Annotated in this window: 25 protein-coding genes and 1 tRNA gene; 17 read left to right on the top strand and 9 right to left on the bottom strand. The window is 58.4% G+C overall.

Annotated features, from left to right (window positions below):
• Nucleotides 1–5 precede the first annotated feature (5 nt).
• Nucleotides 6–947, bottom strand: a complete 942-nt coding sequence (locus AB4P96_RS24065; RefSeq protein ID WP_099548636.1) for a folate-binding protein YgfZ — start codon at nucleotides 945–947, stop codon at nucleotides 6–8.
• A gap of 140 nt (nucleotides 948–1,087) precedes the next feature.
• On the opposite strand from AB4P96_RS24065, the gene AB4P96_RS24060 reads away from it, so the two are divergent.
• On the top strand, nucleotides 1,088–1,342 hold the full coding sequence (locus AB4P96_RS24060) for a succinate dehydrogenase assembly factor 2 (RefSeq protein ID WP_017736358.1): 255 nt from the start codon (nucleotides 1,088–1,090) through the stop codon (nucleotides 1,340–1,342).
• The gene (locus tag AB4P96_RS24055) at nucleotides 1,326–1,772 is read left to right on the top strand and encodes a protein YgfX (protein ID WP_395600153.1); all 447 of its coding nucleotides are present in this window, start codon (nucleotides 1,326–1,328) and stop codon (nucleotides 1,770–1,772) included. The genes AB4P96_RS24060 and AB4P96_RS24055 overlap by 17 nt, the downstream gene beginning before the upstream one ends.
• Here the strand turns inward: AB4P96_RS24055 and nadB are convergent.
• A complete protein-coding gene (gene nadB / locus AB4P96_RS24050; RefSeq protein ID WP_017137328.1) occupies nucleotides 1,741–3,357 on the bottom strand; it encodes an L-aspartate oxidase in 1,617 nt (538 codons plus the stop codon). The two genes, AB4P96_RS24055 and nadB, sit on opposite strands and share 32 nt — an antisense overlap.
• A 463-nt stretch (nucleotides 3,358–3,820) precedes the next feature.
• On the opposite strand from nadB, the gene rpoE reads away from it, so the two are divergent.
• The 4 genes from rpoE (at nucleotide 3,821) to AB4P96_RS24030 (ending at nucleotide 7,672) form a co-directional block, all read left to right on the top strand.
• Nucleotides 3,821–4,402, top strand: coding sequence for an RNA polymerase sigma factor RpoE (gene rpoE / locus AB4P96_RS24045; protein ID WP_003172477.1), 582 nt, complete (start codon nucleotides 3,821–3,823; stop codon nucleotides 4,400–4,402).
• 32 nt (nucleotides 4,403–4,434) lie between these two features.
• Nucleotides 4,435–5,022 carry a sigma-E factor negative regulatory protein gene (locus tag AB4P96_RS24040; protein ID WP_034096393.1) on the top strand — a complete coding sequence of 196 codons (588 nt, stop codon included), beginning with the start codon at nucleotides 4,435–4,437 and terminating at the stop codon, nucleotides 5,020–5,022.
• A gap of 16 nt (nucleotides 5,023–5,038) precedes the next feature.
• Nucleotides 5,039–5,998, top strand: coding sequence for a MucB/RseB C-terminal domain-containing protein (locus tag AB4P96_RS24035; protein WP_099548637.1), 960 nt, complete (start codon nucleotides 5,039–5,041; stop codon nucleotides 5,996–5,998).
• A gap of 234 nt (nucleotides 5,999–6,232) precedes the next feature.
• Nucleotides 6,233–7,672: a DegQ family serine endoprotease gene (locus tag AB4P96_RS24030; protein WP_017137331.1), complete on the top strand. Its 1,440-nt coding sequence runs from the start codon at nucleotides 6,233–6,235 to the stop codon at nucleotides 7,670–7,672.
• Between the two features lie 67 nt (nucleotides 7,673–7,739).
• On the opposite strand, the gene AB4P96_RS24025 is transcribed toward AB4P96_RS24030, so the two are convergent.
• Nucleotides 7,740–9,173, bottom strand: coding sequence for a M48 family metalloprotease (locus AB4P96_RS24025; RefSeq protein WP_017137332.1), 1,434 nt, complete (start codon nucleotides 9,171–9,173; stop codon nucleotides 7,740–7,742).
• Nucleotides 9,174–9,268: 95 nt separating this feature from the next.
• On the opposite strand from AB4P96_RS24025, the gene AB4P96_RS24020 reads away from it, so the two are divergent.
• Together AB4P96_RS24020 and AB4P96_RS24015 are read left to right on the top strand one after the other, a co-directional pair.
• A complete protein-coding gene (locus tag AB4P96_RS24020) occupies nucleotides 9,269–9,508 on the top strand; it encodes a sulfurtransferase TusA family protein (RefSeq protein WP_017137333.1) in 240 nt (79 codons plus the stop codon).
• A 31-nt stretch (nucleotides 9,509–9,539) separates the two neighbouring features.
• Nucleotides 9,540–10,610 (top strand): AI-2E family transporter, encoded by a 1,071-nt coding sequence (locus AB4P96_RS24015; protein ID WP_017137334.1) that lies wholly within the window; start codon nucleotides 9,540–9,542, stop codon nucleotides 10,608–10,610.
• 144 nt (nucleotides 10,611–10,754) lie between these two features.
• Here AB4P96_RS24015 and AB4P96_RS24010 read toward each other — a convergent pair whose 3' ends face one another.
• Both AB4P96_RS24010 and AB4P96_RS24005 read right to left on the bottom strand, forming a co-directional pair.
• Nucleotides 10,755–11,228, bottom strand: a complete 474-nt coding sequence (locus AB4P96_RS24010; RefSeq protein WP_395600152.1) for a peroxiredoxin — start codon at nucleotides 11,226–11,228, stop codon at nucleotides 10,755–10,757.
• A 10-nt stretch (nucleotides 11,229–11,238) separates the two neighbouring features.
• A complete protein-coding gene (locus tag AB4P96_RS24005; protein ID WP_017137336.1) occupies nucleotides 11,239–11,799 on the bottom strand; it encodes a glycine cleavage system protein R in 561 nt (186 codons plus the stop codon).
• Nucleotides 11,800–12,072: 273 nt separating this feature from the next.
• Here AB4P96_RS24005 and dapA point away from each other — a divergent pair, with 273 nt between their 5' ends.
• From dapA to AB4P96_RS23970, 7 genes are all read left to right on the top strand, one after another.
• Entirely contained in the window at nucleotides 12,073–12,951 is an 879-nt protein-coding gene (dapA, locus tag AB4P96_RS24000) for a 4-hydroxy-tetrahydrodipicolinate synthase (RefSeq protein WP_017137337.1), read from the top strand.
• A gap of 17 nt (nucleotides 12,952–12,968) precedes the next feature.
• Nucleotides 12,969–14,084, top strand: coding sequence for an outer membrane protein assembly factor BamC (gene bamC, locus AB4P96_RS23995; RefSeq protein ID WP_017137338.1), 1,116 nt, complete (start codon nucleotides 12,969–12,971; stop codon nucleotides 14,082–14,084).
• Nucleotides 14,085–14,088: 4 nt separating this feature from the next.
• Nucleotides 14,089–14,847 (top strand): MBL fold metallo-hydrolase, encoded by a 759-nt coding sequence (locus AB4P96_RS23990; RefSeq protein ID WP_017137339.1) that lies wholly within the window; start codon nucleotides 14,089–14,091, stop codon nucleotides 14,845–14,847.
• 27 nt (nucleotides 14,848–14,874) lie between these two features.
• A complete protein-coding gene (gene purC, locus AB4P96_RS23985) occupies nucleotides 14,875–15,588 on the top strand; it encodes a phosphoribosylaminoimidazolesuccinocarboxamide synthase (protein ID WP_017137340.1) in 714 nt (237 codons plus the stop codon).
• A gap of 83 nt (nucleotides 15,589–15,671) precedes the next feature.
• Nucleotides 15,672–15,761 (top strand) — tRNA-Ser (locus tag AB4P96_RS23980).
• A 119-nt stretch (nucleotides 15,762–15,880) separates the two neighbouring features.
• Nucleotides 15,881–16,276: a nucleotidyltransferase domain-containing protein gene (locus AB4P96_RS23975; RefSeq protein WP_017137341.1), complete on the top strand. Its 396-nt coding sequence runs from the start codon at nucleotides 15,881–15,883 to the stop codon at nucleotides 16,274–16,276.
• Nucleotides 16,266–16,715 (top strand): DUF86 domain-containing protein, encoded by a 450-nt coding sequence (locus tag AB4P96_RS23970; protein WP_017137342.1) that lies wholly within the window; start codon nucleotides 16,266–16,268, stop codon nucleotides 16,713–16,715. The genes AB4P96_RS23975 and AB4P96_RS23970 overlap by 11 nt, the downstream gene beginning before the upstream one ends.
• A gap of 69 nt (nucleotides 16,716–16,784) precedes the next feature.
• Here the strand turns inward: AB4P96_RS23970 and AB4P96_RS23965 are convergent, their stop codons facing one another.
• The 4 genes from AB4P96_RS23965 to AB4P96_RS23950 all read right to left on the bottom strand — a co-directional run bounded on the left by AB4P96_RS23965 (nucleotide 16,785) and on the right by AB4P96_RS23950 (nucleotide 20,217).
• Nucleotides 16,785–17,072: a type II toxin-antitoxin system RelE/ParE family toxin gene (locus AB4P96_RS23965; protein WP_170040570.1), complete on the bottom strand. Its 288-nt coding sequence runs from the start codon at nucleotides 17,070–17,072 to the stop codon at nucleotides 16,785–16,787.
• A complete protein-coding gene (locus AB4P96_RS23960; protein WP_026013721.1) occupies nucleotides 17,062–17,301 on the bottom strand; it encodes a type II toxin-antitoxin system RelB/DinJ family antitoxin in 240 nt (79 codons plus the stop codon). Before AB4P96_RS23960 ends, AB4P96_RS23965 begins: the two co-directional genes overlap by 11 nt.
• A gap of 424 nt (nucleotides 17,302–17,725) precedes the next feature.
• Nucleotides 17,726–18,952, bottom strand: coding sequence for an MFS transporter (locus AB4P96_RS23955; protein ID WP_017137346.1), 1,227 nt, complete (start codon nucleotides 18,950–18,952; stop codon nucleotides 17,726–17,728).
• 392 nt (nucleotides 18,953–19,344) lie between these two features.
• Complete coding sequence (locus tag AB4P96_RS23950) at nucleotides 19,345–20,217, bottom strand: DUF6216 family protein (protein WP_099548643.1); 873 nt, start codon at nucleotides 20,215–20,217, stop codon at nucleotides 19,345–19,347.
• A gap of 276 nt (nucleotides 20,218–20,493) precedes the next feature.
• Between AB4P96_RS23950 and AB4P96_RS23945 the strand changes: the two genes are divergently transcribed.
• Entirely contained in the window at nucleotides 20,494–20,748 is a 255-nt protein-coding gene (locus tag AB4P96_RS23945) for a hypothetical protein (RefSeq protein ID WP_017137348.1), read from the top strand.
• A gap of 143 nt (nucleotides 20,749–20,891) precedes the next feature.
• Entirely contained in the window at nucleotides 20,892–21,443 is a 552-nt protein-coding gene (locus AB4P96_RS23940; RefSeq protein WP_017137349.1) for a cytochrome b, read from the top strand.
• Nucleotides 21,444–21,477: the final 34 nt, after the last annotated feature.

The raw sequence follows: 21,477 nt of genomic DNA, 5'->3' as shown, positions 1-21,477 counted from the left end.
GGCGATTAACGCTGGATCTCTTTATCTCGATCCAGTAGGTACGGCAGGTCGAGCAGTTGTAAGCCGGGGCCTTCCAGGGTGCCGACGTGCACATCGCCGCTGTCGGCAGCTTCGGCTTGCAGCACGGCCAGAAGTTCAATGGAATGGTCAGCTTTTGCCGCGATGACGACTTCGCCGATCGCGCTGTTATGGTTGGGCGAGAACAGCGGAGTGCCTGGCTCGGGCAATTGCGCCGCATTGAGGCTCAGGCGATACAGGCGACGCTTGAGTTTGCCCAGGTACTGCATGCGCGCGACGATTTCCTGGCCGGTGTAGCAGCCTTTTTTGAAGCTGACGCCGCCTACGGCCTGCAGGTTAAGCATCTGCGGGATAAACAGTTCGCGGGTCTGCGGCATGACCTGGCCGATGCCGGCGCGGATCTGGCCGAGCAACCAGTCATTCAAGTCAGCTTGTTGCAGTTGGCTGGCCAATTGCTGGCGTACGCCTTCGGCGTGTTCGGCAGGCACCCAGAGTTCGGCGCGGTTCTGGGAGACACGAATGGCAATCAATGTGTCGGTGCGCACCACGCTGTCGGTTTCAGTTGGCAGCTCAAGCCCAAGGGTGGCCAGGGTTTGATCCGCATTCGAGAGACCAAAGCGTGCCCAGGCGGCGCTTTCGTCGGTGAGTTTGGATTTGGAGAACACCGCGTATTTCTTCAGGTCTGCCAGTTGCGGTTCGAGCAGCTCAGTGGCCATGGCCAGCAACACGCCGTCACCTTGCAGCAGGATGCGAAAACTCGACTGCATGCGGCCTTTTTGCGTACAACGCGCACCAAGGCTGGCCTGGGTGTCGCTCAGGTAATTGAGGTTGCAGGTCAGTTGCCCTTGCAGGAACTTGGCGGCGTCGGAGCCGCGGACGGCAAGGACGCCTTCGTGTGTCAGGGGGCAGAAAAATGCAGAGTCGGCCATGGGTCTTCGCAGGTCAAAAAGTCATGCGTGCATCATAGAGGGGCGCCCGGCAAATGGATAGTTTCCGTATGGGGCGACCAAAGCCGAGTGTTCCGCTGCCGTTGGGCCTGTATACTTGCGCGCTATTTGAGGAGCAGTCCATGGTCGAAGATGTAGAAATCAACCGCCTCTACTGGCACAGCCGCCGTGGCATGCTGGAGTTGGATGTGTTGCTGGTGCCGTTCACTAAAGAAGTGTACGCGACGCTGGATAAGGTAGACCGCGATCTCTATGTGCGGCTGCTGACGTGCGAAGACCAGGACATGTTCGGTTGGTTCATGGAACGCGCCGAATCTGAAGACCCGGAGTTGCAGCGCATGGTTCGGATGATCCTGGATCGTGTCCAGCCCAAGTAATCGCTTCGAATGCCGCTGGCAGGCCTCACGGCTGTTGCTGGCGGCGTACCTGCTTGCCCATTTGTTCGCGCTGGGTGCCTTGTTGTTTATCGATTTGCCCTTCGCAAGCCTTGGCATTCTGGTGTGCCTGGCCCATGCCGCCTGGGTGTTGCCGCGTCATATCCTGCTGACTCACCGTTCGTCGATTCGTGGCCTGCGCCGTGACGAAGATGGCTGGCAATTGTTCAGTGCCGAGCGCGGCTGGCACAGCGTACAACTGCGTCCGGACAGCCTGGCGTTGCCGCTGATCGTGGTGCTGCGCTATCGGGTGCAGGGCGAGTGGTGGGTGCGTTCGGTCTGTGTACCTATGGATTCGCAGGTCGCCGATGTGCACCGGCGCCTGCGGGTGCGCTTGAAGTTCAGTCGCCGTAGGTGGCTGGCACCAGAATAGTGTCGCGGGCTTCGGGCAGCATCTGCGGGTAGTCGAGGGTGTAATGCAGGCCGCGGCTTTCCTTGCGTTCCATGGCTGAGCGGATCATCAACTCGGCAACCTGGGCCAGGTTGCGCAACTCGATCAGATCGCGGCTGACTTTGTAGTTGCTGTAGAACTCGTCGATTTCGTCCAGTAGCAAACGCACGCGGTGTTGAGCCCGTGCCAGGCGCTTATTGGTGCGCACAATGCCTACGTAGTCCCACATGAAGCGCCGCAGTTCGTCCCAGTTGTGGGCGATGATCACGTCTTCGTCGGAGTCGGTCACCTGGCTGGCGTCCCAGCGCGGCAGGGCAGCGGGCACCGGGATGCGGGGTAGCTGTTCAAGGATGTCGGTGGCCGCCGAGCGTGCGTAGACGAAACATTCGAGCAGCGAGTTGCTGGCCATGCGATTGGCGCCGTGCAGGCCGGTGAAGCTGGTTTCGCCGATCGCATACAGGCCGGGCACGTCGGTGCGACCGTGTTGGTCGACCATCACGCCACCGCAAGTGTAGTGCGCGGCCGGGACCACCGGGATCGGGCCTTTGGTGATATCGATGTTGAACGCCAGGCAGCGCTCATAGACGGTGGGAAAGTGCGTCTTGATGAAGGCTTCGGGCTTGTGGCTGATGTCGAGGTAGACGCAGTCGATGCCCAGGCGCTTCATTTCGTGGTCGATGGCGCGGGCCACGATATCCCGTGGCGCCAGTTCGGCGCGGGGGTCGAAGCGCTGCATGAAGCGCTCGCCGTTGGGAAGTTTCAGGTGCGCACCTTCACCGCGCAGGGCTTCGGTGATGAGGAAGCTCTTGGCTTGCGGGTGATACAGGCAGGTGGGGTGGAACTGGTTGAATTCCAGATTGGCCACCCGACAGCCTGAACGCCAGGCCATGGCGATACCGTCACCGCAGGCGCCGTCGGGGTTGCTGGTATAGAGGTAGACCTTGGCGGCACCGCCTGAGGCGAGAATGGTGAAGCGTGCGCCGTAGGTGTCCACTTCGCCACTGGCGCGGTTGAGCACGTAGGCGCCGAGGCAGCGTTCGCCGTCCAGGCCCAGACGCTTTTCGGTGATCAGGTCGACGGCGACGCGTTGCTCCAGCAATTCGATGTTGGGGCGTTGGCGGGCTTGCTCGAGCAGGGTCTTGAAGATGGCGGCGCCAGTAGCATCGGCGGCGTGGATGATGCGGCGATGGCTGTGGCCACCTTCGCGGGTCAGGTGGAACTCGAATCCGCCGTCATCGCTGCCCGCGTGTTCGTCGCGGGTGAACGGCACGCCCTGGTCGATCAGCCATTGGATGGCTTCGCGGCTATGCTCGACGGTGAAGCGCACCGCGTCCTCGTTGCACAGGCCGCCGCCGGCGTTAAGGGTGTCTTCGACGTGGGATTGCACTGTGTCGGTGTCGTCCAGTACCGCGGCGACACCGCCTTGGGCCCAGAATGTCGAGCCATTGGCCAGGTCGCCCTTGCTCAGGACCGCAATGCGCAGGTGGCTGGGGAGGGTGAGTGCCAGGCTCAAGCCGGCCGCACCGCTACCGATCACCAGAACATCGTGTTGAAACTGTTGGCTCATTTGAAGGATTCCGCAAAAAGCGATCCAAAGGGCTGGCGCAAACAGGACGCCTGGATCGGCGAATCAAAGGGTCACACGGGCCACTAGTATATAGAGGGGGGGAGCGGCACAATAGTCGGGCATTCGTGGCAAAGTGAAATTACGGTGCACAGCTGGGGTCATATGGGCCGGCTATTGAGATGGGAACTTTTTGCATGAGCCCCGACTCAATAGCAGGTTGCCCGAAAGCTGGGAAAACGTTGAGTTTATTGGCCCGTCGGGAGCATTGGACGCGTCAGAAAACCGGCGACAAGATTATTCGCGCAGCCGGCCTAGCCCGTGCTGCGTTTTTCGTGTGTGCCAAATCAGTGCATGCCGGAAACTTGCTTGGAGGGGGAGAACTTTTGCGAGAAGTCCTAGTCTATGTTTGCAAGCCTGATCGTTTAGTTATGCAAGCCTCCTGCGAGTACAACGAGGAGTGTTCATGCTAACCCAGGAAGAGGATCAGCAGCTGGTCGAGCGCGTTCAACGTGGCGACAAGCGAGCATTTGATCTGCTAGTGCTGAAATACCAGCACAAAATTCTCGGGTTGATCGTGCGGTTTGTGCACGACACCCATGAAGCGCAGGACGTTGCACAGGAAGCCTTTATCAAGGCGTACCGTGCACTTGGCAATTTTCGCGGTGACAGTGCGTTTTACACGTGGCTGTACCGCATCGCCATTAACACGGCGAAGAACTATCTGGTGTCTCGCGGCCGCCGCCCACCGGACAGTGATGTAAGTTCAGAAGATGCAGAATTTTACGATGGTGATCACGGCCTCAAAGATCTCGAGTCGCCGGAACGTGCTTTGCTGCGCGACGAGATCGAAGGCACCGTTCATCGCACTATTCAGCAACTGCCAGAAGATTTGCGTACGGCGTTAACTTTACGTGAATTCGATGGTCTCAGTTACGAAGACATTGCGAGCGTCATGCAATGTCCGGTGGGGACTGTAAGGTCACGGATTTTCCGGGCCCGGGAAGCCATCGACAAAGCCTTGCAACCGTTGTTGCAGGAAAACTAAAGACAGCGGCGACAGCCAAGAGAGGAACCGCCATGAGTCGTGATGCCCTGCAGGAATCGCTGTCCGCAGTGATGGATAACGAAGCGGATGAACTGGAACTTCGTCGGGTGCTCAACGCATTTGATGATGCCGAAACCCGTGATACCTGGTCTCGTTACCAAGTCGCTCGGGCGGTGATGCACAAGGATCTTTTAATCCCTCGTCTGGATATTGCTGCGGCCGTTTCTGCCGCGTTGGCCGATGAAGCCGTTCCGGCAAAAGCTGCTCGTGGTCCATGGCGTAGCCTGGGTCGCCTGGCAGTAGCTGCCTCGGTGACTGTTGCCGTGTTGGCCGGTGTTCGCCTGTACAACCAGGACGAAATTGCCGGTGCCGAACTGGCCCAGCAGACTCAGCAACCGGTCATGGCCGGTCCGCAAGTCAAAGGCCCAGCGGTACTGGCCGGCTACAAGGAAAGCTCTGATGCCACCGGCCCTATGGCCAACGGCGTACTTCAAGGGCAATCCGGCTGGCAGGACCAGCGTCTTCCAGGCTACCTGCGCCAACACGCACAGGAATCGGCCTTGAAAGGCACTGAAAGCGCTCTGCCATACGCTCGTGCAGCCAGCCTGGAAAACCGCTAAACCGCTAAGGGGCACTATGCGCGCCATACCGCTCCTTACGCTTTTGCTCAGTGGTTGTTTTGCACTATCCGCCCATGCCGACGAAGCCCAAGACTGGCTGACTCGACTTGGGCGTGCAGAACAGCAGCAAAGCTTTGCAGGTACGTTCGTCTACGAGCGTAACGGCAGTTTCTCTACCCATGACATCTGGCATCGCGTCCAGGACGGTCACGTCCGCGAGCGGCTGTTGCAACTCGACGGCTCTGCCCAGGAACTGGTGCGCGTAGATGGACGCACGCAGTGTGTCAGTGGCACCTTGGTTGCCGGCCTTGGCAACTCGCCTGATGCGCCTTCGCGCGCTCTGGATCCGCAAAAACTAACTCAATTCTACGAACTGGCCGTCATTGGCAAATCTCGCGTGGCCGGTCGGAATGCGGTGATTGTGTCAATTACTCCCCGTGATCAATACCGATATGGCTTTGAGTTGCACCTGGATCGTGAAACCGCGCTGCCGCTAAAGTCCCTGTTACTCAATGAGCAGGGTCAGTTGTTGGAGCGCTTCCAGTTCACTCGACTGAACACTTCGGCTGCGCCATCAGATCATGACTTACTGCCCAGCAGCGAATGCTCACCTGTGGCTGTTTCCAGCACCAAAGCACCCGAGGTGCCCGCCACCCACGCATGGCATCTGGACTGGTTGCCTCCAGGTTTTCAGCTCACCAACAGCGTCTCGCGAAAAGATACTCAGACCCACGCCACTGTCGACAGTCTGATGTACGACGACGGGCTTGCACGTTTCTCAGTGTTTCTTGAGTCCACCGACGGTGCGAGTGTGAGCGAAACACGCACGCAGCTTGGCCCAACTGTGGCCGTGTCGCGCCGTCTGAACACGGTCGATGGCGAAGTCATGGTGACGGTTGTAGGCGAAATCCCCATCGGCACCGCCGAACGCATCGCGCTGTCGGTGCGCGGCGAAAAGACCGCCGCCAAGCCATGAGTCGTTAATCCTATGTTCATCCTGACCTTTCAATGTGAGCCTTTGCGCGGTTGGGGGCTGAGAGCATGAAATTTCTGGATCAGTATTTTCACTTGCAAAACATCCCCATGTTTTTTATAGGTCAGAGCTTGTCGGCTCTGACCTTATTTTGTTCGCGGAACAAAAATGCCGGTCGAAGTTTTCGGCGTTTCTTGAACCCTGTCGCTCAACCCTGCTCGTCGTAACGGGAGCTGTATGTCGATACCACGTTTGAAGTCTTACCTAACCATAGTCGCCACGGTATTGGTGCTGGGTCAGGCAGTGTCCGCGCAAGCGGCCGAGCTGCCTGACTTCACCCAATTGGTGGAGCAGGCTTCGCCTGCCGTGGTGAATATCAGTACCACGCAGAAGCTGCCGGATCGCAAAGTCTCGAACCAGCAGATGCCTGACCTGGAAGGCTTGCCGCCCATGCTGCGCGAGTTCTTTGAGCGCGGTATGCCGCAACAACGATCCCCGCGTGGCGGCGGTGGCGGGCAGCGTGAGGCGCAGTCCCTGGGCTCGGGCTTCATTATTTCGCCAGACGGCTACATCCTCACCAATAACCATGTGATTGCCGACGCTGACGAAATTCTCGTGCGCCTGGCCGACCGCAGTGAGTTGAAAGCCAAGCTGGTGGGCACCGATCCGCGTTCCGACGTGGCTTTGCTGAAAATCGAAGGTAAAGACCTGCCCGTACTGAAACTGGGTAAATCCCAGGACCTTAAAGCCGGGCAATGGGTGGTTGCGATCGGTTCACCGTTTGGCTTCGACCATACCGTGACCCAGGGTATCGTCAGCGCCATCGGTCGCAGCCTGCCAAATGAAAACTACGTACCGTTCATCCAGACCGACGTGCCGATCAACCCGGGTAACTCCGGTGGTCCGCTGTTCAACCTGGCGGGCGAAGTGGTGGGGATCAACTCGCAGATCTACACCCGTTCCGGTGGTTTCATGGGCGTGTCCTTCGCCATCCCGATCGACGTGGCCATGGACGTTTCCAACCAGCTCAAAAGCGGCGGCAAAGTCAGCCGTGGCTGGTTGGGTGTGGTGATCCAGGAAGTGAACAAAGACCTGGCTGAATCGTTCGGCCTCGACAAGCCGGCCGGTGCCTTGGTCGCGCAGATTCAGGACGACGGCCCGGCTGCCAAGGGCGGCCTGCAAGTGGGCGACGTGATCCTGAGCATGAATGGCCAGCCGATCGTCATGTCCGCCGACCTGCCGCATCTGGTAGGCGCTCTGAAAGCCGGCAGCAAAGCCAAGCTGGAAGTGATTCGTGACGGCAAGCGCCAGACCGTTGAGCTGACCGTCGGCGCGATCCCGGAAGAGGGTGCAACCCTGGACGCACTGGGCAACGCCAAGCCAGGCGTTGAGCGCAGCAGCAATCGCTTGGGCATTGCCGTGGTTGAGTTGACCGACGAGCAGAAGAAGAGCTTCGACCTCAAGAGCGGTGTTGTGATCAAAGAAGTCCAGGACGGCCCAGCCGCCTTGATCGGCCTGCAGCCGGGCGACGTGATCACCCACCTGAACAACCAGGCGATCAACTCCACCAAGGAATTCACCGACATCGCCAAAGCGTTGCCGAAGAATCGCTCGGTGTCGATGCGCGTGCTGCGTCAGGGCCGTGCAAGTTTCATCACCTTCAAGCTGGCCGAGTAATCCGCTAGCTCAATAAAAAGCCCCGCTTTCGGTTACCGAAAGCGGGGCTTTTTTGTGGGCGATGGTTTTAGCTCATCATCCCTTTCACCAAGCGTTCCTGTTCGATCAGCTCACGCTGGCGCGCGTCGATACGCGAGGACAGTGGGAAGTTGTTGCCGGCCCGGCGCTTGGCAAAGTCCAATTGCTGAATAGCCTGCTTGAAGTCACCCACCAAAGCAAAGTACTCGGCGCGTGCCTGATGCAGACCAATGATATTGCCGGACAGGCCGCGAGTCTCTGCCACCTGGTACCACACATCCGGATCATCGGGGCGCGACTTGAGCAACCCGTCCAGTGCCTTTTCAGCATCGGCCGTACGGTTCTGCTTGAGCAGCACATCTATGCGAATCTGATTAAGCGGATAGCTGCCGGGGTACTGGGCCAGCATCCGATCAGTACGTTGCTGGGCATCCGGCAGGCGGTTGCTGTCGATATCCAACTCGATCTGCGCCAGGTTGTAGGTAATGTCGTTGGGCGCCTTGGCCAGCAGCGGCTGCAAGCTTTCCCGTGCCTCTTTGAACTGGGTACCCTTGATCTGCGCGATGGCCAGGCCATAACGCGCTATATCGTTTTTCGGGTTCTCGTCCAATTGCGCCTGAAAGCGCTTGGCGGCCAGCCCCGGCGTGTCTTCGTATTGCAACTGCACCCGTGCGCGAATCAGTTGGTAGCGCAAGCTGTCTTCCTTGCCGCCCTGCTTGGCTTGTTCGGCACGGTTGCGGGTGTCGGCGATCCGCGACTCGGTCACCGGGTGAGTCAGCAAAAACTCCGGTGGCTTGGCATCGAAACGGTATTGGCGCATCAGGCGTTCGAACATCGTCGGCATGGAGCGTGGGTCGTAACCGGCTTTTTCCAGGTTGAGGATGCCGATACGGTCAGCCTCTTGTTCGTTCTGGCGCGAAAACCTGCGCTGTTCCTGGATAGCTGCCGCCTGGCTGCCCGCAATCGCGGCAATGCCAGCATCACCTGCACCCGCTGCCGCCGCGATAATGCCGCCGAGCAGGGCGGCCATCATCGGAATCTGCATGCGCGACTGCGCTTCCACACCTCGCGCGAAGTGACGTTGGGACAGGTGAGCCAATTCGTGAGCGAGTACCGAGGCATATTCGCCTTCAGTCTGAGCATTCAGGAACAAGCCGCCGTTAACCCCTACAATCCCGCCGGGTGCGGCAAAGGCGTTGAGTTGCGGGCTGTCGATGAGGATGAACTCCAGGCGTCGGTCATTCACCTGGCTGGTCTCCACCAGCTTGTACACGCTGGTTTCGACGTAATCCTTGAGCTGCGGGTCATTGAGTTGCGAGACCTGGCCTCGCAGGTAGGCCAGCCATGCGCGGCCCAGTTGGAATTCCTGTTGCGGCGAGACAATGGCAGAACTGGCGTCGCCGAGTGACGGCAGGTCGTCAGCGAAGGCCGGGGAGGCCAGCAGGCAAGCCAGCGTCAGCAGGGTAGGGCGCAAAAAAGTCATGCACAAAGCCTTTCGACAAAGAGCTTACTGTAGCCGGACACTGAGCTTCGGACCAGATATTCTAAGCACTCCAAACGCATGCCCGGAGCAAACCGATGACCAACGCTGTAGCCTTTGACGCCGAACTCGATGCCAGTGGCCTCAATTGCCCGCTGCCCCTGCTCAAGGCCAAGCTGGAACTCAACCGCTTGGCCAGCGGTGCCGTGCTCAAGGTGATCGCCACGGACGCAGGCTCCCAGCGCGATTTTCGCACCTTTGCCAAGCTGGCCGGGCACACCCTGCTGCATGAAGAAGATGCCGCCGGTGTGTACCGTTACTGGTTGCGCAAGGCCTGAACTGTTCGCCCCCACCGCCCGAGGTTGATTGATGTTCAAAGTGTTACGAGACTGGATTCAGCGCTATTTTTCCGATGAAGAAGCGGTGGTGCTGGCCGTCCTGCTATTCCTGGCTTTTACCGCCGTGCTCACCTTGGGCGGCATGCTGGCGCCAGTATTGGCGGGTATGGTGCTGGCCTACCTGATGCAAGGTTTGGTCACTACCCTGGAACGTCTGCGTTTGCCCGGCGGTGTGGCGGTAGGGCTGGTCTTTGCCCTGTTCATGGGGCTGTTGGTGGTGTTTATCGTCGTGGTGCTGCCATTGCTGTGGCATCAGTTGATCACCTTGTTCAACGAGTTGCCGGGCATGCTCGCCAAGTGGCAATCGCTGTTGCTGCTGTTGCCGGAGCGTTATCCACACCTGGTATCGGACGAGCAGGTGTTGCAGGCCATTGAAGTGGCGCGCGGCGAGATCGGAAAGTTCGGACAATGGGCGCTGACTTTTTCCCTGTCCAGCCTGCCGCTCCTGGTCAACATCATGATCTACCTGGTGCTGGTGCCGATCCTGGTGTTCTTCTTCCTCAAGGACCGCGCAATGATCGGCCGCTGGGTCAGCGGCTATCTGCCGCGTGAACGGGCGCTGATCACCCGAGTGGCCGAAGAAATGAACCGGCAGATTGCCAACTATATTCGCGGCAAGGTCATTGAGATTGTGATCTGTGGCGGCGTCACCTACATCGCGTTTGTCGCGCTCGGGCTGAACTACGCGGCGCTGCTCGCCTTGCTGGTGGGTGTATCGGTGGTAGTGCCGTATGTGGGCGCGGTGGTGGTGACCGTGCCGGTGATGTTGATCGCGTTGTTCCAGTGGGGCTGGAGCGACCAGTTCATCTACCTGATGGCGGTGTACGGGATTATCCAGACCCTGGATGGCAACGTGCTGGTGCCGCTGCTGTTCTCGGAGGCCGTCAACCTGCACCCGGTGGCGATCATCTGCGCGGTGCTGTTGTTTGGAGGGCTGTGGGGGTTTTGGGGCGTGTTCTTTGCAATCCCGCTGGCGACGCTGTTCAAGGCCGTACTGGATGCGTGGCCGCGGCAAGAGCCGGTGGTTGCACCTTTGTTGTAGCAGCAACCTTATTGTGGCGAGGGGGCTTGCTCCCTTTGGGTTGCGTAGCGGCCCCGTAAAAGCGGGAGCGCTTCGCACTCCAGCGCGAGCAAGCTCGCTCGCCACAACAAGCTCGCTCGCCACAGCAAGCTAGTTCAGCAGGGGTCAAGCTTTATTCAATGCCTGTGCCGCCGCCAACACCGCATCCACATGGCCCGGCACTTTCACACCTCGCCATTCCTGACGCAGCACGCCATCCTTGTCGATCAGGAACGTGCTTCGGTCCACGCCCAGGTATTCCTTGCCATACAGCTTCTTCAGCTTGATCACATCAAACAGCTGGCAAACCGCTTCGTCCTTGTCGCTGATCAGCTCGAAGGGGAATTCCTGCTTGGCCTTGAAGTTCTCGTGGGACTTCACGCTGTCTCGCGACAAGCCAAACACTTCGGTATTGGCAGCCTTGAACGCGGCGTACTGGTCACGAAAACCCTGACCCTCGGTGGTGCAACCCGGGGTGCTGTCCTTTGGGTAGAAGTAGATCACCACTTGCTTGCCCTTGAGGGCTGCAAGGCTGAACGTCTGGCCGCTGGTGGCCTGGGCTTCGAAATCGGTCACGGGTGTGTCGATGGCTACCGGCATAGGTACTTCCTTACATTGGGTTCTGTGGGCGCCATGGCTCGATCAGTGCGTCGAGGTTCAGGGCATCGGCGAAATCCAGGAATTGGTCACGCAGCCAACTGATCTGCACGCCGGCCGGCAAGGTCACGGTGAACGTGGCGTTGAGCATGGTGCCGCCGGTTTGCGGGGCCTGGTAGGTGTCGCAGGTCAGGTTTTCCAGCTCGACGTTGTGGTCGATGAAAAACTGGCACAGCTCATTGACGATGTCCGAGCGGTAGGCCGAGCTGACATACGCCACATAAGGCAGGGCCTGCGGGCGGTTTTCCAGGGCGGCGCTGCGCACGACGTTGACGGTGAAGTTGTGCTTCTTGGCCAGGCCCGGCAGGCCGGTTTCGAGGCGCGCCAGGGCGTCCCAGCTGCCGGAGATCTGCAGCACTAACGCGCTGCACTCGCCGTGGCGGGTGAGGCGGGACGTCACGACGGCGCAGCGGTTCTCATGGCTGGCGCGGCACAGGACGTTGGTCAGCTCCATGGGGTTGGCGCCGAGGGCACTGATAACAAGGAATTGTTCGCGAACTGTGGGGGTGGACATGCAGCCTTCCTAAAGCGATGAGCGGTCGATACCGTGTGGGCTGTATCGATCAAAGGATGAAGGGTAGCGAAAACCATCGCCAAGGGCTAGGAGGTGGCGTTTTCATTACGCGATCGGTCTGATTTCAGCGTGCTTCAAGCCGCGCTTTGGCCCAATGATGGCATTGCCCGTCGTTTAGTTGCCCCAGAACGCATCCTCAGGCGGTACTTCGCTTGTACAAGCATCTTGGCGCCAGTACCATTACGGCTCTCTTTTTCCGGCAGGAGCGGTTGCATGATTGCGGGCAGTATGGTGGCACTGGTCACACCCATGGATGCACAAGGTCATCTCGACTGGGACAGCCTTGGCAAACTGGTGGACTTCCACCTGCAAGAAGGCACCAACGCCATCGTGGCGGTCGGCACTACAGGTGAATCGGCCACCCTTGATGTGGAAGAACACATCCAGGTCATCGAATTCGTGGTCAAGCGCGTGGCGGGCCGCATTGCCGTAATCGCCGGCACAGGCGCCAACTCGACGCGTGAAGCGATCGAGCTGACCAAGAACGCCAAGAAAGCCGGCGCCGATGCCTGCCTGCTGGTAACCCCGTACTACAACAAGCCGACCCAGGAAGGCTTGTACCAGCACTTCAAGGCCATCGCCGAAGCCGTCGACATCCCGCAGATCCTCTACAACGTTCCTGGCCGCACGGCCTGTGACATGAAGGCCGAGACCGTGATCCGCCTGTCCACCGTGCCGAACATTATCGGCATCAAGGAAGCTACCGGCGACCTGCAGCGCGCCAAGGACATCCTGGCCGGCGTGAGCAGCGACTTCCTGGTGTATTCCGGTGACGACGCCACGGCGGTCGAGCTGATCCTGCTGGGCGGCAAAGGCAACATCTCGGTGACCGCCAACGTCGCGCCACGCGCCATGAGCGACATGTGCGCCGCCGCCATCGCCGGTGACGCCGTAAAAGCCCGTGCGATCCATGAGCAACTGATGCCGCTCAACAAGACACTGTTTATTGAATCCAACCCTATTCCCGTGAAATGGGCGCTGTTTGAGATGGGCTTGATGCCGGACGGTATCCGTCTGCCGCTCACCCGGCTCAGCGAAGCCTGTCACGAACCGCTGCGACAGGCCCTGCGCCAGTCCGGCGTCCTGGTTTAATTGAGGAAGCACTACGCATGAAGCGATTGGCCGGACTTTCCGCACTTGCCTTGATTATCTCCAGCACCAGTGGCTGCGGTTGGGTATGGGGCCCGGAAGGCTACTTCCGTGACCGCGGCAGCGATTACCTGGAAGCCCAAGCAACCAAACCGATGCAACTGCCGCCGGACGTCAACGTCGCCAAGCGCCTTGACCCGTTGTTGCCGATTCCGCGCAACGTCGCCGATGACACCACCAAGGGCGAGTACGTAGTGCCACGCCCGCAGCCGATCTCGGCCGTGGCGGACACCAGCGACTACAGCCTGCAAAAGAGCGGCGACAACCGCTGGATCATGGCCCAACGCCCACCGGCTGAAGTCTGGCCAGTGGCGGTGCAGTTCTTCCAGGACAACGGTTTCAGCATTGATCAACAACGCCCGCAAACCGGTGAGTTCACCACGGCATGGCAGCATGGCAGCGAACTGTCCGCCAGCATGGCCAAGCGTCTGCAGGCGAGCGGTGTAGCGCCCGACAGCGAAGCCCGTGTGCGTGTGCGCATCGAGCCAGGCGTGCAGCGCAATACCAGTGAAGTCTACGTGGTGAGCGCCGAGCGTCCTGCCGGCAGCACTGCCAACGTCGATTTCACCCCGCGTTCGGTCAACATGGGCGTAGACGCCGCGTTGGTCGACGAGATGCTGGCCAGCATGAGCCGTATCTCCGAGAAGGGCGGTTCGGTTTCCCTGCTCGCCGCCGGTAACTTCGACACGCCTAACCGCGTCAGCCTCACCGAAGACGGCAGCGGCAACGTGGTGCTCACCCTGGGTGAAGACCTCGACCGTGCCTGGGCCAGTGTTGGCCGTGCGTTGGAGCAAGGTCCATGGCGCGTTGAAGACATCAACCGCAGCCTGGGCCTGTACTACATCAACGTAGCGGAAAAGGCCGAGAAGAAAGACGACGAGCCAGGTTTCTTCGGCAAGTTGTTCGGCAGCAAGCCGACCAAGGAAGAGATCGAAACACGTGCCGAGCGTTACCAGGTTCGTTTGAGCAAGGTGGGCGAGAGCGTACAAGTGACCGTCGAGAAGAACATCAACACCGTTGCGCCGGCTGAAACAGCGCGCAAAGTGTTGGGCGTGATTCAGGACAACCTGGGCTGACCCGATGCGTTTTGCCGTTCTCGGCAGCGGTAGCCAAGGGAACGGCACGCTGGTCGCACATGACGACACGTATGTGCTGGTGGATTGTGGTTTCTCGTTAAAAGAAACCGAGCGGCGCCTGCTGCGCCTGGGGGTTCACCCCTCGCAGCTGAGCGCAATTGTGGTGACCCACGAACATGCCGACCACGTGCATGGCGTGGGTTTGCTGTCTCGGCGCTACAATCTTCCGGTGTACCTGAGTCGCGGCACCTTGCGCGGGATGCGCAAACCCATAGAACCCGCAGGCTTCCTGGCCGGTGGCGAGACGCTGCAGATCGGTGCGTTGAGCATTGACGTAGTTGCCGTAGCGCACGACGCCCAGGAACCGACGCAGTATGTATTCAGTGGCGGTCAGCGGCGTTTCGGCGTGCTCACCGACCTGGGCTCCTACTGCTCCAAGGTGCTGGACGGTTACCGTGACCTCGATGCCTTGATGATCGAGTCCAACCACTGCCGCGACCTGCTGGCACGTGGTCATTACCCCTACTTTCTCAAGCAGCGGGTAGGCGGCGAACTGGGACATTTGAACAACCACCAGGCGGCGTACCTGGTGTATGAGTTGGGCTGGCAAGACTTGCAACACCTGGTCCTGGCCCACCTGAGCAGCAAGAACAACCTGCCTGCGCTTGCGCGGCAATGTTTTGTCGACACCCTTGGGTGCGACCCGGACTGGCTGCAACTGGCCGATCAAGATTCAGGGCTCGACTGGCGACACATCGCCTAGCCCACCATTTAGCAAGCGGAGCCCATCATGGAAAAACGTGAAGAACTCTACCGCGGCAAAGCCAAGTCGGTATACAAGACCGACGACGCCAACCGCCTGATCCTGCTGTTTCGCAACGACACCTCGGCGTTCGACGGCAAGCGCATCGAACAGCTTGATCGCAAAGGCATGGTGAACAACAAGTTCAACGCCTTCATCATGCAAAAACTCGAAGCGGCCGGCATTCCGACCCAATTCGACAAACTGCTGGGCGATAACGAGTGCCTGGTCAAGAAGCTCGACATGATCCCGGTCGAATGCGTCGTGCGTAACTACGCCGCCGGCAGCCTGGTCAAGCGCCTGGGCGTGGAAGAGGGCCTCAAGCTCAACCCTTACACCTTCGAACTGTTCCTGAAGGACGACGCCAAGGGCGACCCGTTCATCAACGAATCCCACGTGGTGGCATTCGGCTGGGGCACCGCTGAGCAACTGGTACGCATGAAGGAGTTGTCCCTCAAGGTCAACGACGTGCTGAGCAAGCTGTTCGACGACGCAGGCCTGCTGCTGGTCGACTTCAAACTCGAATTCGGCGTGTTCCACGACGGCACCATCGTCCTGGGCGACGAATTCAGCCCGGACGGCTGCCGCCTGTGGGACAAAGCCACCAAGAAAAAGATGGACAAAGACCGCTTCCGCCAAGGCCTCGGTGACGTCATCGAAGCCTACGAAGAAGTCGCCAACCGTCTCGGCGTACCGCTGTAACCGACGCAAGCATCTGATAGCACGGAAAAAAATCGCTTTTTTGGTTTGCTTTCGCGAAACACACTGTTATGATGCGCGCCGTTGGAGAGATGCCAGAGTGGCCGAATGGGACGGATTCGAAATCCGTTGTACCTTCACCGGTACCTAGGGTTCGAATCCCTATCTCTCCGCCATTATTGAATAACGAAAAACCCCCGATAACTTAATTGTTGTTGGGGGTTTTTTGTTTGGGGCAGAAATGTCGAGGCGATTTCTGCTACGGTCATTCATCAGATGACACGTGGAGCGCAACATGAACGTTGAGCAAGTGTTGGCTCACTTATTGGCCGGTATTCCTGATCTGATCGCGGTTTATGTCTTTGGCAGTCAGGCGACAGGCGAGGCACATGCTGACAGCGATCTGGACTTGGCAGTGCTTGTTGCGGGCTCTGTGGATCCGCTGCTGTTGTGGCGGTTAGCTGGAGAGCTTGCTGACATTGTGGCGGTGCCCGTTGATTTACTCGACCTGCGGGCGGCGTCCACCGTCATGCAATATCAAGTCATAACAACAGGGCGCAGGCTCTGGAACAAGGACAGCCAAGCAGGTATTTTCGAGAGTTACATCCTCAGCGAAAAAACCGAGCTGGACACTGCAAGGGCAGGGTTGCTGGCCGATATCCAGAAGGAAGGGAAAGTGCATGGTCGATGATGTGCTCATCAACAAAGCGTCGAGCATTGAGCGTTGTGTCGCTCGCGCTCGCGAGGAATACGACAAGAACCCCACCAGTTTCGCTACTGATTTCACCCGTCAGGATGCGGCGATTCTTAATATTCAGCGTGCGTGTGAGGCCGCTCTGGATATGGGGCAGCATCTAATTCGACGTGAACGACTGGGTGTTCCTCAGGGTGCTCGAGACGTGTTTGAGTTGCTGTCACGAGGCGGTTGGGTCCAATCGTCTCTGCTGACCAACCTGAAAAACATGGTCGGTTTCCGCAATATCGCAGTGCATGAGTATCAAACGCTTCAGTTGCCGATCACTGTTGCAATCATCACTCAGCATTTAGGTGATTTTCTGGCATTTAGCGCATTTATCCTGACTAAGGATGCAGGGCAGTCAGCGGTTGTCGCAGATACTGGGTTCATTTGAACGAGCTTGACTTGGTCCCCCTGGGCTTTCTGTCCAAGCGCAATATTGCGAAGGATGTCAGATCTACTGCTAGCTCAAACGCTCGCCCGCTTTACGATAAGCCTGTTCACGCTCCCGTTTATCAATGGCCACCACCACCACTGTGATTTCCTGATCGATCACCTGATAAACCAGCCTGTAACCGCTGCTGCGTAGCTTGATTTTGTAGCAGTCGGGCAGGTCATGCAGGCGATTGGCTTCAATACGTGGGTTGTTCAGGATGGCCGCCAGCTTCTTTTTGAGCTGCTGACGAATGGTGTCGCCGAGCTTTTGCCACTCCTTCAATGCACGCGCATCGAAATCAAGGCTATAGGTCATCTATAGAAACCTTTACCCGTTGAGGCGATGCTAATCGTTCCCGGACGGTGGCCATCAACGCTTCATCTTCCTCAGTCATCAGAACGGGCTTGAAAGGTAGCTGGCCGCGATCCGCCACGTATTGCAGGGCCTGGCGCATCAGTTCGGAAGGCGTAACGCCGAGCTTTTCCAGTTCGAGATAGGCGCGCGCTTTCAGGTCGTCATCGATACGGATGCTTATAGTCGCCATGGGAAAGATCCTCGTGTAATGACGTTGGTCATTACATTGGATCAAGAGGGGCTTATTGGCAAGCCTGTCGGGATGTATGGCGTTCGCATACTCCCTTGTTAGCGCGTCACAATGTCCATGTGTCATAGAGGCTCCTCAGCACACCAGCGATCTTTTTTAGGCTAGCCCAGGGGCTTGGGTACACAAGCTTCATTTTGGGAACACTCATTACTGAGCATTTCCAAAAGCGTGATTCCCGGTGGCATTGGCTCTGCAGCTATCATGGGCCTCGCGCAATTGATCGAGAATGCTCAGGCATTGGTCGACGCTGCACTTGAGCGTCATGCCCAACGGATAAACCAGGCAACTATCCCTCTACCCCTGAAACAAAAAAAGCCTGCCGAGCTCAATGCTCAGCAGGCTTTTTAGTGGTTACCGAGTCGTGTCAGCCCGGCTGCGCAGCCAAGCTATTACTCACATTACGCCCCAACACCAGCACGGTCACAAACCCAAGCCCCACCAGCGCCGTGGCCAGGCTCAAGAGCATTGCGCTGCCCATTTGGTCCACGATCCGGCCGCCAAAGAATGAACCCAGGGCGATGATCACTTGGAACAGGGCAACGAACAGCGGCATGCCGCGTTCGACGTCTTTAGGTGCGACCACAAACATCCAGATACTCGCGCAGGCCGGGAAGGCGCCGAAGGCGAAGCCCCAGAGTGCGATCAGCATCGCGGCGCCGGTCATGCCGGTGGCGAAGTGAGGGAACAGCGCGGTGCTGGTGCCGATCATCAGCGCGACCAGCAGCAGGGTGTGACGCACGCTGCGGTTGGCGGCGAAACCGGCAAAGACGTTGCCCATCACGCCGGCCACGCCATACAGCAGCAACAGAGAGCCGATGGTCGGTCCGTCGAAGCCGGAACTGTTTTTGAAGAACGGCGCGACATAGGTGTAGGCAGCAAAGTGCGCCAGGCCGATCAGCAGCACGGCGATCAAGCCGACCCGCGCTTGTGGGTTGATAAACAAGGCCGGCAGGTCACGGATCTGGATGGCCTTTTCCGGGGTGAGTCGCGGCAGCAGGAACACCTGCGCCAGCAGCACCGGCACGCCGACAATCGCGGTCACCAGGAAGGTCATGCGCCAGCCCATCAGGCCACTGAGCCAGGTGCCGACGGGTACGCCCAGCACGGTGGCCAGGGTCACGCCCATCATGATGATCGAGGTAGCCTTCGCTACGCCTACGCCCTTGGGCGCCAAGCGGCCGCTGAGGGCAATGGCCGTGGCCCAGAAGCCGCCGATGCTGATGCCGAGCAGGACACGGCCGAACAGCAGCAGGCTGAAGTCGCTGGCGTAGGCCACTACCGTGTTGGCGATGATCATGATCAGCGTCAGGCCGATCAGCAGGTAACGACGGTCCATGCCGCCAATGATCACCGACAGCAACGGCGCGGCGAGGGCGGCCATGATGCCGGGCAGCGTGACCATCAGGCCAGCGTGACCGGCACTGATGCCCAGGTCGCTGGCGACGTCATTGAGCACGCCCACCGGCAGAAACTCACTGGTTACCAGGGCGAAAGCGCCTACGGCGACCGAGAGAATCGCCAGCCACTGCTGTTTGACACTTTGTTGATTATGTTCGGGACGGCCGCTGTGGGCCTGGCTGGGGCTTGGCATAGTGTCGGTTCCAGAAGGAATGTCGCCTGAAGCCAGGCGAAGGGGAGGGAAAGTGGAGGCGATTATAGGAACCGGTGCTGGCAATCACACAGGCGCTCGTTTCGATAATAACCATCAGTGCAATCGATTCGACGCTCTGGGACGGCCTTGATGGTCGGTGAGCCAGCCTGCTATGGCAAGTAGCCTTGTGGCGAGCAGGCTTTTTGTGGCGAGCAGGCTTGCCCTGCGTTGGGCTGCGTAGCGGCCCTAAAACCTGCCACCGTGATCCCCCCCTGACACTCGGCGCCTGGGATGGGGCGGCTTCGCCGCCCAACGCAGGGCAAGCCTGCTCGCCACAACAAGCCTGCTTGCTACATCAAGGACAACAGGCCTGCTTGCCACAGTGACAGTGTTTACGGTTGAGCGGCGGTCTCTGCGGTCGTATTTGTACTCTGCGCGGTCATCTGGTCATGGAGTTTGCGGGCAACGCCCAAACGCGAGAGCTTGGTCAAAATACAGAAGACCGCACATATCGACAGGCAGGCAATGAACAGCAAAAAGCCTTTTTGCTCTTTCAACCCGGTTTTTACATTTTCACCATAAGTGGGCGAAAGAAATAGCGTGCAAATGGTATTGATGGTGCTTTCCGAGAAGTCCTCGTTATAGAACTTTTCCAGTGCCGTTGGTGATTTGCACTCGTCCACAGACAGCGTTTCGCTGGGCCAGAAGTGGAATTTGGCGTTGTTTTCCGACAGATAGAAAGACGGCACATCCGAGGCTTTTTTCAAGGACACCATCAGGTAGCTGGAGTCAGCCAATGGCGGCGTGATGCTGATAATCGCCAGGAAAAAGGCGCCCAACCCCAAAAACCAATTACGCTTGAAGGGGGTGATCATTGCCTCTTTAAGCGATAACTGAGTGAAGTCTTTCCAGTCAATGTACTTTCTGATCCTGGCCACATCGTTGTAACTGAAGTTGTTGTCAGTGATCCACTGATCGGCTTGCCGCGCGTGTTCCAGGTTTTGCGCGGGGATATTGAATTCGAACCGATAATATTCAACTTCGCGCAGGTCTTTGCGGGTGGCTTCATATTTTGGGTTTTCAAACGTGGTCGAGCCACCGAAGAACCGCCACATCAAGTCACGCAGAAAAATCAGCGAGCCTGAGCGCGAGTAGATATATAAAACCAGCGCACATATTGCCAGGCCACTGAGCAGCCCGACGATGGCGGCATAGTTTTGAAACGTCCATGTGACGATATTATCGTTGAGTACAGGTTGGGACATGCAGGGTCATCCTTGAAGGGTTATTAGAGCGGTGCGTCAGCGAAGTTGCTGTGACTGGCCGGGCGAAAATCTAATAAAAACAAGACGACTTTTCAAACATTATCATTGCGTTGAACTTCGAACTGGGCGGGTACTACATAACGCTGGAATCTTTCTTACGTGGTTTAAAAACAAAGGCTACAGCCAGTTCGTTGCGAACGGATATTTAACTCACTATCTTCTGACTACGAGACGTTCACTCGTAGGCTTTCCCCTCAAACGCAAAGGAAATGCACCATGAGCAAAAACACCAAAAAGACCTCCAGCACCCTGGCGACGTTGGCCGCCGAAACCTTGAATAATCCAAACGCCTCGGCCATAGCCAAGAGCCTGGCTGCGTCGGCGCTGTCCCAGACCGGTACTGATAAGCAGACGAGTGCACACATGGAGGAAAAGGCCGGCAAAGCCCTTCAAAGCGATAAATACAGTGAGGAAACCAAGTCCTTGGCGGCCTCAGTCCTGTCCCAAGCCAACAAAGAGCGGGGAAACTGAGTCATAAAAACCGCATAAAAACGCCCCGTCGTTGAATCAGCGACGGGGCTTCTTGGTTTCCCGATCAGCAAAAATTATTTGCCCCCCACCGAATAACTTTCGCCACTGCGGTGTTCACTTCACAGACCACCCAGGAAACGCCTATGAACACAGCATCCGACCGCTACGACCGCCTGACCCGCAGCTTCCACTGGCTGACCGCCGCCGTGGTGATCTTCATGTTTGCCAGTGCGCATATCTGGGAAAACCTGGAGAAGGGCACACCACTGCGCAAGGGCCTGCAAGCGGTGCATATCTCTTTAGGTATCGTCATGGCGCTGTTGATTGCCGCGCGGATTGTGTGGCGTATGTTCGGCGGCAATCGGCCCAAGGCCGACAGTCACCCGGCGCTTAACCTGCTGGCGAAATTGGCGCATGGTTGCCTGTACCTGTTGCTGGTGTCGCAGATTGTGTTGGGCTTCCTGTTTCGCTGGGCTCAAGGTGAACCCTTCAATTTTTTCGGACTGTTTGCCGTGCCCGCGCCTTTTGTGATCGATCATGCCTGGCGGGGCACCTTGGGCGGCCTGCATAACAATGTGGCCTGGGCGATCATCTTGCTGGCGGGCGTGCATGCCATAGCTGCGCTCTGGCATCACTACGTGCTGGGCGACAGCACCTTGCGCCGGATGTTGCCGGGCGCACGCAATGCGCTTTAACAGTGATGTTTCCTCCCTATCATTACGGAGTAAG

Source organism: Pseudomonas sp. B19125 (assembly GCF_044218855.1).
Classification (GTDB): domain Bacteria; phylum Pseudomonadota; class Gammaproteobacteria; order Pseudomonadales; family Pseudomonadaceae; genus Aquipseudomonas; species Aquipseudomonas edaphica.
Note: the sequence above shows the minus strand (reverse complement) of the source record. Positions and strands in the feature narration are given on the sequence as shown.

What these genes read in the sequence shown, in the direction of transcription:
- AB4P96_RS24025 (WP_017137332.1), bottom strand. Translation starts at nt 9,173, where the DNA reads ATGACTTTTTTGCGCCCTACCCTGCTGACGCTGGCTTGCCTGCTGGCC.
- AB4P96_RS23945 (WP_017137348.1), top strand. Translation starts at nt 20,494, where the DNA reads ATGAGCAAAAACACCAAAAAGACCTCCAGCACCCTGGCGACGTTGGCC.
- AB4P96_RS23940 (WP_017137349.1), top strand. Translation starts at nt 20,892, where the DNA reads ATGAACACAGCATCCGACCGCTACGACCGCCTGACCCGCAGCTTCCAC.
- AB4P96_RS24040 (WP_034096393.1), top strand. Translation starts at nt 4,435, where the DNA reads ATGAGTCGTGATGCCCTGCAGGAATCGCTGTCCGCAGTGATGGATAAC.
- AB4P96_RS24035 (WP_099548637.1), top strand. Translation starts at nt 5,039, where the DNA reads ATGCGCGCCATACCGCTCCTTACGCTTTTGCTCAGTGGTTGTTTTGCA.
- AB4P96_RS24005 (WP_017137336.1), bottom strand. Translation starts at nt 11,799, where the DNA reads ATGTCCACCCCCACAGTTCGCGAACAATTCCTTGTTATCAGTGCCCTC.
- AB4P96_RS23975 (WP_017137341.1), top strand. Translation starts at nt 15,881, where the DNA reads ATGAACGTTGAGCAAGTGTTGGCTCACTTATTGGCCGGTATTCCTGAT.
- AB4P96_RS23990 (WP_017137339.1), top strand. Translation starts at nt 14,089, where the DNA reads ATGCGTTTTGCCGTTCTCGGCAGCGGTAGCCAAGGGAACGGCACGCTG.
- AB4P96_RS23965 (WP_170040570.1), bottom strand. Translation starts at nt 17,072, where the DNA reads ATGACCTATAGCCTTGATTTCGATGCGCGTGCATTGAAGGAGTGGCAA.
- dapA (WP_017137337.1), top strand. Translation starts at nt 12,073, where the DNA reads ATGATTGCGGGCAGTATGGTGGCACTGGTCACACCCATGGATGCACAA.
- AB4P96_RS24010 (WP_395600152.1), bottom strand. Translation starts at nt 11,228, where the DNA reads ATGCCGGTAGCCATCGACACACCCGTGACCGATTTCGAAGCCCAGGCC.
- AB4P96_RS24060 (WP_017736358.1), top strand. Translation starts at nt 1,088, where the DNA reads ATGGTCGAAGATGTAGAAATCAACCGCCTCTACTGGCACAGCCGCCGT.
- AB4P96_RS24065 (WP_099548636.1), bottom strand. Translation starts at nt 947, where the DNA reads ATGGCCGACTCTGCATTTTTCTGCCCCCTGACACACGAAGGCGTCCTT.
- AB4P96_RS24020 (WP_017137333.1), top strand. Translation starts at nt 9,269, where the DNA reads ATGACCAACGCTGTAGCCTTTGACGCCGAACTCGATGCCAGTGGCCTC.
- AB4P96_RS23960 (WP_026013721.1), bottom strand. Translation starts at nt 17,301, where the DNA reads ATGGCGACTATAAGCATCCGTATCGATGACGACCTGAAAGCGCGCGCC.
- bamC (WP_017137338.1), top strand. Translation starts at nt 12,969, where the DNA reads ATGAAGCGATTGGCCGGACTTTCCGCACTTGCCTTGATTATCTCCAGC.
- AB4P96_RS23970 (WP_017137342.1), top strand. Translation starts at nt 16,266, where the DNA reads ATGGTCGATGATGTGCTCATCAACAAAGCGTCGAGCATTGAGCGTTGT.
- purC (WP_017137340.1), top strand. Translation starts at nt 14,875, where the DNA reads ATGGAAAAACGTGAAGAACTCTACCGCGGCAAAGCCAAGTCGGTATAC.
- AB4P96_RS23955 (WP_017137346.1), bottom strand. Translation starts at nt 18,952, where the DNA reads ATGCCAAGCCCCAGCCAGGCCCACAGCGGCCGTCCCGAACATAATCAA.
- AB4P96_RS23950 (WP_099548643.1), bottom strand. Translation starts at nt 20,217, where the DNA reads ATGTCCCAACCTGTACTCAACGATAATATCGTCACATGGACGTTTCAA.
- rpoE (WP_003172477.1), top strand. Translation starts at nt 3,821, where the DNA reads ATGCTAACCCAGGAAGAGGATCAGCAGCTGGTCGAGCGCGTTCAACGT.
- nadB (WP_017137328.1), bottom strand. Translation starts at nt 3,357, where the DNA reads ATGAGCCAACAGTTTCAACACGATGTTCTGGTGATCGGTAGCGGTGCG.
- AB4P96_RS24015 (WP_017137334.1), top strand. Translation starts at nt 9,540, where the DNA reads ATGTTCAAAGTGTTACGAGACTGGATTCAGCGCTATTTTTCCGATGAA.
- AB4P96_RS24030 (WP_017137331.1), top strand. Translation starts at nt 6,233, where the DNA reads ATGTCGATACCACGTTTGAAGTCTTACCTAACCATAGTCGCCACGGTA.